The organism is uncultured Roseobacter sp. (genome assembly GCF_947493125.1).
GTDB lineage: Bacteria > Pseudomonadota > Alphaproteobacteria > Rhodobacterales > Rhodobacteraceae > Roseobacter.
This window is the reverse complement of the sequence record NZ_CANLQB010000015.1, coordinates 63024-71470: the sequence shown is the minus strand read 5'-3', so window position 1 is coordinate 71470 and position 8447 is coordinate 63024. Positions and strand designations below refer to the sequence as shown.

Below are 8447 nucleotides of genomic sequence, written 5' to 3'. Positions count from 1 at the left end.
CGGACACACGTCTGCTTCTGACCAATGCGCAATCAACTCAGAAATGTCTTGCTATGCAGGGGCTATCCACACAGGACCTTAGACGTAGGTCTCGTGATCGTTGCTGGGATGGGTGTCCTGATTTCCGCCTATCAAAATCTCTCGCCCAAGAGCCGATAGCACCAAAACGCTTCTTCATGTTCGATGTGCTTGTTTAACCTCACCGGCGAAAATCCGGTTGCGCGTTTGACGGCGCGCCCCATGTGAGCCTGATCGCTATAGGCACCGTCGTAGGCTATCTCTGCAGCCGTCTGGTTTTGTGCTTGGTGCGCCAGTCCATGCAGATGATCGACTTGAGCAAAAAACTCGAGCGCTTGTTTGCTATGACCTGTCCAGCGCTTTAGGCGACGTTCCATAGCGCGAACACTCCGTCCAGGTCCGCTCATTGCAGATTGAAGCAGGACGTGGCGGACCCAATCCGTCAGCCGAGCCCCTCCATTCCACTGTGACAAGCTCATATCCGTTTTGTCCCCTTTCCAAACCTCAGCGAGCAACCGGCAAAAGCCGGCCCATCCCGCGTCTACATCCTCTGCAGAAAGAAAGGCGTCCGCTGCTGCCTCAATAGCTCTGGGGAGATCGGTTCCGTCCAGTGCACCTCCCATTTTACGCCATGCGTCCGGGAAAAAACCTATAGTCACCGCGCGGACCGCACCGGGGCTCCAACTGACAATCGGGCCGGGCTGCGGCAATGAAACAAAGACCCGCGGTCGAGGATCGGATAACCTCAGAGCTTCGAAGTCACAGAGCGTATTTGCCATATGGATCTGGTCATCCAGAACAACGGTGAGTGTGACGAGTGGTGACGCAGGAAAGTAATTCAGACGGTCTGTCCTACTCAGCGTCCGTCCCCGCGTATCACGGACAATCGCGAATGCGAAACAGCTCGCGAGCTCCAGCGGTGGAAACAAGATCCGAGCGTGGGGAGCCATTTCATTTGCGCCTACGGCCATTTGAAGTGTCGTCATCGTTCTATTTTTCGCCCTTCTGCCCCGGCAAGTTGCATCGAGACACTTCGAGAGACTGTACATGCCAAAAATACGTTTTCACGGGCCTCTGCGCCACAGCATCCGCAGCATGGCCGCTTTGAACAAGATAGCCACCTCGGTCTACGCAAGACACGCCATTGGGAAAAAGATCGCGCCGGATTGGGATGCGAATATGGAGATTGGCATTCGGTTCTGGCGGCATCAATTCACCACAGCCATGACACACCCAGACATCCGCACAGGACGGGCGATTTACAACAGCCTTCAAACACTGACTGACGATATCTACGAAGTCGAAATGGATACCAAGCCCGACGGCTTGTGGGTCACTCCGAAAACCATCACGACAGATCGCGTGCTTCTTTACTTCCATGGGGGCGGTTACACCTTTGGCGGCCCGAATGCGGAGCGCTTCGCCGCCATGTTGGCGCATCATACGGGTGCTCGTCTGTGGATGCCGAACTACCGGCGCACGCCAGAGCACCCGCACCCCGCGCAAATCGAAGATGCAAAAGCGGCGTGGGACATTTTGTCGGATTCTGTTGTGCCAGAGAAAGTCGTTGTGATTGGCGACAGTGCAGGAGCGCATCTTGCTCTGATGCTGCTTGACGATCTTGGGAACAGCGACAGGGATCAGCCGGCTCTTTGCATCGCGCTGTGTCCTTGGGTCGACAATGCGGAACGTGGCGACAGCATGCGCACTAACGACCACTTTGATCTTGTGCAGGGATGGATGGCGCTCAAATTCGGTGAATGGCTTGATCCGGATGGTAGGTACGGGCGCGAAGCTTTGTCGCCGATTTTCAAAAACTATTCGGGCCTTGCGCCGATTTATCTGCAAGCCGGTGGGCGAGAGATCTTTCGCGATCCGGCCTTGGAATTTGCCCGCATACAAGTGGAGAACGGAGCAGACGTCATGCTCGATCTTTGGGATGACATGTCGCACGACTTCCAAGCCTATGACAGCATGTTTTCGTCCTCTTCCCAAGCGCTTGCGCGCATTCGTGCCGCTGTTCATGGCGAGGCACTCCATCCGCTGGCGAACGTGACGCGCATCACAACAGACAGATTTGCGTCTGCGGGTGCAGAAAAGGGCAGTCCAAATGACTAGGCTTCGCGGCCGGACCGTGCCAGGGCTACGCCTAAAACCACCAATATCCCGCCACCGATCGCTTCGATCCATGTGATGACACGATCCTTCATGATTTGGGCCGAGAGTGTGAATGCTGCTGCGTAGAACAACAGGATGGGTAATTCGATCAGAACGGACACCACTCCCAGCACCACAAGCTGCAAAGGAACGTTTCCAGTCGGATCAATGAACTGGGGGAGAATGGCGACGAAGAAAGCAATGTTCTTGGGGTTTGATGCTTGCAATGCAAAGCCTTTCCAAAAGGCGCGCGCGCCGGTTGTTGTTTTGGAATGCACCGGTGCATTGAGCGATTGAAACGCCGTTGACGACATAGGGTCCGGGGACCGCCAACCTTTGCGGAGGAGCGGCCAAACCATCCTAATTCCGAGATAGACGAGGTAGGCGGCCCCAACCAATTTCACGATGTTGAACAGCGTAGCACTGGCGATGATCAGCGCACCAACACCGAGAGCCGACAGGGTGAAGAACACGGCGTTTGTCGCTAGAATTCCAAGCGTCGCCATGAAGCCTTCGCGAAACCCGCTGCGCATCGACAGGCTCATGACGAGCAGGACAGCAGGGCCGGGTGTGAGCGATAGAACGAATTCTGTTACCGCGAAAAGGGCGAGTGCGCTTAAGTCCATGTGGTTCTCTTTCTTGGGTCGATCTTTTGAGTTGCCACCGCCACACGGCGCAAGGCATCGCGGGCGATCAAAACGTGAAATGGCAGGATTGCAGTGAGGTACAGTCGTCCGCCAGCATTGTGCACATGCACCCATGTTGCGAGCGACACGCACCCATCTTTTGCGGTGACAGAGACGCGAAAGTCGAGGTGCTTGTCGTTGAAGCCAGCAATTAATTCTTGATCCGTCTCGCTCTCAACGGGGAACGGCCCGACCTTGTCGGTTGCCTTTGGGCCGTCATGCGACAATCCAAATGGGGTTACCAGGATCCGGCGGATATGCAGCAGCCCCTGCGCCCATCTGGGAAAGTCCGTGATGATCTCGGCGGCGACGCGCGGTGTGGTGTTTGCGCGCACCGTGAAACAATCCAAGAAGTCCTGCGGTCCAACCCGCGGCCACAGTGCACTCTCGGGCGGCAGCGGGGACGGTTTGACCCTTATAAGTTTCATTGGCCCTGCCTTTCTTCCCTTGCTGTCAGAAGGAGGCCAGCGAGCAGGATCTCGGTGCCCATGGCAAGCCAGACCCCTAAGCCAACCCTACCGTTGATCCACTCGACAGCCCCAAGGATCGCCAATCCCATAAGCAAGAGGGCAATCGCTTGGTCGATCCTATCTTTTGTGGCGTTTCGCGGATGCACCGCCGTTGAGAGGGACAGGTAGGCGAGTCCGGCAAACAGGATGCCCGCACGTCTTGCGATGATCTCAGTGCTGACGGCGCTTTCGAGGTCAAAAACAGCTGGCACTACGTGTGGGGTGAAGAGCAAGACCAGGCCAAGGACTGCAAAGACACCCCCGCAAAGCTGGGCTGCCCGTATCTTTGGCATGCCCCAGGCCATCATCCAATCCCTGCCAGCGCGGCGCAGAGCAGACCACCGATTGGGAAGAAAAAAACCCACGACAGATGGCGCCCGCGCCCGGCAATGAGCGCGATCAAGCCACTCGCTATGAACAGGCCCGCGCCGCCCATCAGGAAGTCTTCCAAAAAACGGTCAGGCCGAGCATGGAGCAGGACCAAGAGAGCCGCGAGTGCCACCCAGAAGAAAGACAGGAAGTGCCACCCGAACTGTAACGTCAAAACGGTATTCCGGCGGCTGCCAAGAATGATGGGCAGGTCATCGCGTCGACAGATTGGGTTGATGAGGTTGATGCCCCCCAGCACCGAATGCATGAGCGATACGGCAACCAACAAAATGGCGGCGCTGATGAGCATGTCAGGTCTCCACGGAAAAGATGAGAATGGCCGCGCAAAACAGGCCCAGCGAGATGATCAGCGGGCTGAAATAGCGGCGGTTGTAGGTGCGGAAGGGTTCATGCGCGCTGGCTGGCACAAGGTCGATATAGCCGAGTGCTCCCCTGATCAGGAACACTGCGGTTTGAAGGACCAGCAGCCAATAAAGGACAATCTCGCCAAATGGACTTGGCAACACACCGGTTTGCATCAGCGGCAGAAGGCCCGCGACCCAGATCGCGCCAGCGGCGATAACCGTAATGATGAACTTTGCAGCGACGCCGATGTCATGATCAAGCGACGGTCCGCCCACGGATTTTGCGAGGTCATCCTCGGACTCGAACGGCCAAGGGTTCCCGAAGGCCCAAAGCATGTGCAAACCCGCGATTGGCCAAAGGATCCCGGCGGTGATCAGGGCGAGGAAGGTCATCTTGGCCCTCCGTTGTCCTTGAGGTGTTTCAGGATGTTCACGCGGCGCGGATGCCTGCGGCGGTACATGAACCGTGCCCAAGCCACAAAGAGCGGCGTTTTCCATCCGGCGTCGATTTCAATCGCTTCGCGGATTTGTGCGCCCGTGCTTGTTGGGAAAACCTGAAGGCTGTGCCTCCAAACCTTGACGCCGACGCCCTGTTCTTCAGACGCAAAACTCATTTGCGTATCGTCAAAGTGCAGCACCTGCATACGGTAAGGCTGATAAGGGAGCAGACCGAGCAGTGTCACCTGAACGTCAAGCGTCTGGCCTTCGATGATCCGCCCGGATGGGAGGTCACGGAAGGCCAAAAGGCCCTCCGTCACGGTCTTTAGATGGTCCAAATCCGTCGCCACATGCCACACGGCTTGTGGCGGGAACGCGTAGTCGTGACAAAGTTGAACTTTGCGCAGCACGGGATCAGAACTCAAACCGTTCTAATGCAGGTGTCGACTTCATGCCTTCCCCGTTGAAACGTGCTGCCGCACTTTCCGACACCCAGGTTTGGAAGATCGCGAACCGGCCATCGCTTGCTGCAAACACGTCGGCCCGCATGCATCCCGGCGCGTGCCGGACCGCGTCGATCCTCTCCTTCGCTTCTGCGGCGGAGCCAACATGGGCAACATGCAGAACGGGTTTTGTCGTCGAAGGCGAAGACACCAGCGGCCAAGCCGCAAGCGGCGACGCCAGCCCCAAGGCCGGAACTGCGGCGACAAAGGTACGGCGGGTCATTCCATTCCCGAGCACGATCACATCACCATCCGATCGTAATATGTCACCTTTGGTGGCCCTTCCATAAACCCCAGAAGTGCCGCCATAACCCCGCGTTCTTCGATAAAGGCGAGGTAGGCTTTATGGTGCTCACGGCTCAGCCATTCTTCATGGATCAAAAAGGCGCGCGTGGCCGGATCGTGGTACAGAGTGACGCTCAGGGCCCCTGCAAAGCCCCGTACATTCGGTAGGTTTTCCTGCAGGAAGGCCGACAGCGCCTCAAACGCACCGTCTTGCACTGTCATTTCCAGCGTGACCCAGATCGTCATTGTCGAATCTCCTTTGACAAGTTGGAGACACTTTCGCCAAAGGACGCGTTTCGGGATAGAAAGCCGAGATTAGAAATCGGGATTTTGCGTCAGTTTCGATCCAGCCGTCACGCCAGATGCAAACGGCGCTGCTTCGGCGTTTCGTTGAACAGGCTCTTGTAGGCCTTGATGAAATGCGACGTATCCGCGAACCCGGCCGCTAGGGCAATATCGGCGATGGTGTCCTGGCTGTTGACCACTTTGTCGTCGGCATGTTCAAGCCGGGCACGGCGCAGCCAAACGCTTGGCGTTTCGCCGAACTCTCTCTTGAAGTCTCTTTGAAAAGCAGAAACGGACCGCCCTGAGAGCGTCGCATAGTCCGCAATCGACAAATCGGCCAGTGCATGCGCCCGCATGACTTGCTTGATGTTCCGGCGCGCACGATGGGTGTTTTCGTGAACCAGAAAAGCGTGAAGCTGTCCACCTTTGTCGTGCAGATGCAGGAGCAGGAGCAATTCTAAGAGTTTGGCCTTTACCAATGTGGGTGGCACATTCAGGTCGTCATAGACTCTGGGTAGCGCATCGACATATTCGCGCAGCGACGGGCAGCCCGCAAACAGCGCTGTTTTGCTGTCCGGAGCAGTCGTTGCACCCTTGGCCGTCGCAGACAGATATTCCCCAATCACAGCATCGCTGAAAAAGAAAAGGTAGGCTTCCAGCGGTCCGTCAGCGCTCGAGAAGTCGGAGATCATGTGATGATGCCGTGGCACCAGTAGCGTATCACCTGGATGAACCGTCGTCTCCGCGCCCTCTGCATCAAAGAATGTCTCGCTGCCCTGCAAGACATAGGCCAGGCAGGGCGCGTTTGAGAAGAACTCTGTACCAAAGGCATTCTGATCCAAGAGCTTGTGGAATATCCCCGCCCGCCCGCTCGTCATGACCGCGCGCGCACCCGCGAACTGGTGCAAGCCTTCCGGGATCAGAAGGATATCAGAATTTGATGTTAGCGGAGGCGTTTGGTGAGCCATTATCGCTGCCTCAGTCGTCTATTTGCAAAAAACATAACTCAAGTTATGGTTTGGAACAACTGGTTGAGTGGCGCCAGAAAAGCGCAGGTGAACTAAATGACCATACGCTTCAGGAAGTCGGACTGGTTGGCTCTCGGCTTACAGGAACTCGCTTCAAAGGGACCGGAAGCGCTCCGAGTCAAGGAACTTTGCGCTGAAGCCGACAAAACGATTGGCTCGTTCTATCACCACTTCGAAGACCAGGCTGCGTTCATCGATGCGCTCATGGAGCACTGGCACGAAACCTTTACTCAACCAGTCATAGATGCGTTGGACGAAATCGATGATGCCGGGCAGCGCGCGCAAGAACTGTCTGATCTGGCGACCAAACTCGATCCCTCGATTGAAGTCGGCGTTCGTCTTCTTGCCAGCCAGAACGCGCGCGTTCAGCAAGCCGTTGAACGCGTCGATAACCAACGCATTGAGTACGTCACGCAAATGTATGCGAAGCGTTTCGATATGTCAGCCGACGAGGCCAGCTTGCTCGCGCAGCTTGAGTATGCGGCATTTGTGGGGGCCCAACACGTGTTCAGAGACAGCTACACGATCGTTGGCCCAAATCTTGCCGCCCTTTTGCAGTCTGCCCTAGAAGCAAGATACCCGGATTGAGATAGCCCGTGCATGGTGACTACTTTTGACATTGCATTGCGGCAGCCGCAGAGAACGCAGCCGCGGTCGGTCGCGATTAGTGTAGGCTCGAAACCTGCAAATAGGCAAATTGCAAACAGACCCACTTTTTGGTCACTCGTGCGACAGGGACAGCTTGGAAATTTGCCACACCATACCGAATCGTTGGCTGGTTATACGTGCTTTTGGTTCATCGGAACGTTTGGGCCTTCGATGGCCTCGGTATAGTTCTGGCCATAAACTGTAAGTGATTGTGCAACTTAAACATGAGAGACAAAATCAAGAACGCGAAAACGCAATCAATGGCAGAGAGAATGAGCGAAGTTTGCCGAGCAATCGAGTCAGATCTGGCGGCCCCATTGCGAACTGCCACGCTCGCACGTGATGCAGGAATGGCACAGCATCACTTCCAACGGCAGTTTGCCAGGGTTACGGGTGAAACCGTGGCCGGCTACATTAAGAGTCGTCGGTTGGAACGCGCGGCTCTGGCGTTGCAAGAAACAAAAGCCCGCGTGATTGACATCGCATTAGACGTGGGATTTCAAACCCATGCGGCGCTGACCCGCGCTTTCACTGCCCATTTCGGCTGCACCCCACACGCCTTCCGCATGCACGGTTTGACCGAGGAACGACAGGGGCTCCCTCCACGTCCTTTCCTGCTGCCTTTGTCGTCCCGCGCCTTGAATGCCCAATGTGATTTGGTCGACGTGCCAGACCAGTGGCTTTGCTACCGCACATCAAAGGGGGTGCGAAATGGGCGCTACTTTGGTGATTTGGCTGCGATCAATCATTGCTTCCAGGAGCTGTGGACAGAAATCGATGAGCGGGCAGGAGAAATGGCAACGGCATTTCCGGAAGGACCCAGAGGGTTCGACGACCCATCTGCCACTGCCCACTATGGCGTGCTCCTGTCACAGGACAAGCCCCTCGATTGGTCAACTGACCGGCGTCTATTGCCCGGTGGGCTCTTTGCGGTTTTTCCACATTTCGGCCCTTACGCCGGGCTACATTTGACATGGCATCGCTTTGTCCGTGCGGGGTTTGACCAGCTTGGACTCAGTTTCCGCAAGGCTTGGATGTACGAGACTTATCTTTCCGCCAATCCAAACGCCCCCGAGACGGAGTTGTCAGCACTTATCTATTTCCCGGTGACGCAAAAAAGCACGAATGGAAAAGCGGGAACTCTAATCTGATCGTA

Annotated in this window: 13 protein-coding genes; 3 read left to right on the top strand and 10 right to left on the bottom strand. The window is 56.2% G+C overall.

Annotated elements, in window-relative coordinates; genetic code table 11:
- Positions 1 to 131 precede the first annotated feature (131 nt).
- Positions 132 to 395, bottom strand: a complete 264-nt coding sequence (locus tag Q1A71_RS22595) for a hypothetical protein (protein ID WP_299682279.1) — start codon at positions 393 to 395, stop codon at positions 132 to 134.
- Positions 396 to 1113: 718 nt separating this feature from the next.
- Here Q1A71_RS22595 and Q1A71_RS22590 point away from each other — a divergent pair.
- Positions 1114 to 2136, top strand: a complete 1023-nt coding sequence (locus Q1A71_RS22590) for an alpha/beta hydrolase fold domain-containing protein (RefSeq protein ID WP_299682276.1) — start codon at positions 1114 to 1116, stop codon at positions 2134 to 2136.
- On the opposite strand, the gene Q1A71_RS22585 is transcribed toward Q1A71_RS22590, so the two are convergent.
- From Q1A71_RS22585 to Q1A71_RS22545, 9 genes are all read right to left on the bottom strand, one after another.
- Positions 2133 to 2801, bottom strand: coding sequence for a LysE family translocator (locus Q1A71_RS22585; protein WP_299682273.1), 669 nt, complete (start codon positions 2799 to 2801; stop codon positions 2133 to 2135). The two genes, Q1A71_RS22590 and Q1A71_RS22585, sit on opposite strands and share 4 nt — an antisense overlap.
- The gene (locus Q1A71_RS22580) at positions 2792 to 3289 is read right to left on the bottom strand and encodes a DUF2867 domain-containing protein (protein WP_299682270.1); all 498 of its coding nucleotides are present in this window, start codon (positions 3287 to 3289) and stop codon (positions 2792 to 2794) included. The genes Q1A71_RS22585 and Q1A71_RS22580 overlap by 10 nt, the downstream gene beginning before the upstream one ends.
- Positions 3286 to 3675: a hypothetical protein gene (locus Q1A71_RS22575; protein WP_299682268.1), complete on the bottom strand. Its 390-nt coding sequence runs from the start codon at positions 3673 to 3675 to the stop codon at positions 3286 to 3288. Before Q1A71_RS22575 ends, Q1A71_RS22580 begins: the two co-directional genes overlap by 4 nt.
- Complete coding sequence (locus Q1A71_RS22570) at positions 3675 to 4049, bottom strand: hypothetical protein (protein ID WP_299682265.1); 375 nt, start codon at positions 4047 to 4049, stop codon at positions 3675 to 3677. Before Q1A71_RS22570 ends, Q1A71_RS22575 begins: the two co-directional genes overlap by 1 nt.
- 1 nt (position 4050) lies before the next feature.
- The gene (locus tag Q1A71_RS22565; RefSeq protein ID WP_299682262.1) at positions 4051 to 4497 is read right to left on the bottom strand and encodes a DUF3995 domain-containing protein; all 447 of its coding nucleotides are present in this window, start codon (positions 4495 to 4497) and stop codon (positions 4051 to 4053) included.
- Complete coding sequence (locus tag Q1A71_RS22560) at positions 4494 to 4952, bottom strand: hypothetical protein (protein WP_299682259.1); 459 nt, start codon at positions 4950 to 4952, stop codon at positions 4494 to 4496. The genes Q1A71_RS22565 and Q1A71_RS22560 overlap by 4 nt, the downstream gene beginning before the upstream one ends.
- Before the next feature lie 4 nt (positions 4953 to 4956).
- The gene (locus Q1A71_RS22555) at positions 4957 to 5268 is read right to left on the bottom strand and encodes a hypothetical protein (protein WP_299682256.1); all 312 of its coding nucleotides are present in this window, start codon (positions 5266 to 5268) and stop codon (positions 4957 to 4959) included.
- A gap of 17 nt (positions 5269 to 5285) precedes the next feature.
- On the bottom strand, positions 5286 to 5576 hold the full coding sequence (locus Q1A71_RS22550) for an antibiotic biosynthesis monooxygenase (protein ID WP_299682254.1): 291 nt from the start codon (positions 5574 to 5576) through the stop codon (positions 5286 to 5288).
- A gap of 107 nt (positions 5577 to 5683) precedes the next feature.
- Positions 5684 to 6583: an AraC family transcriptional regulator gene (locus Q1A71_RS22545; RefSeq protein WP_299682251.1), complete on the bottom strand. Its 900-nt coding sequence runs from the start codon at positions 6581 to 6583 to the stop codon at positions 5684 to 5686.
- Between the two features lie 96 nt (positions 6584 to 6679).
- Here Q1A71_RS22545 and Q1A71_RS22540 point away from each other — a divergent pair, with 96 nt between their 5' ends.
- Entirely contained in the window at positions 6680 to 7231 is a 552-nt protein-coding gene (locus tag Q1A71_RS22540; RefSeq protein ID WP_299682248.1) for a TetR/AcrR family transcriptional regulator, read from the top strand.
- 284 nt (positions 7232 to 7515) lie between these two features.
- A complete protein-coding gene (locus Q1A71_RS22535; RefSeq protein WP_299682245.1) occupies positions 7516 to 8442 on the top strand; it encodes an AraC family transcriptional regulator in 927 nt (308 codons plus the stop codon).
- The last annotated feature ends 5 nt before the right edge of the window (positions 8443 to 8447 follow it).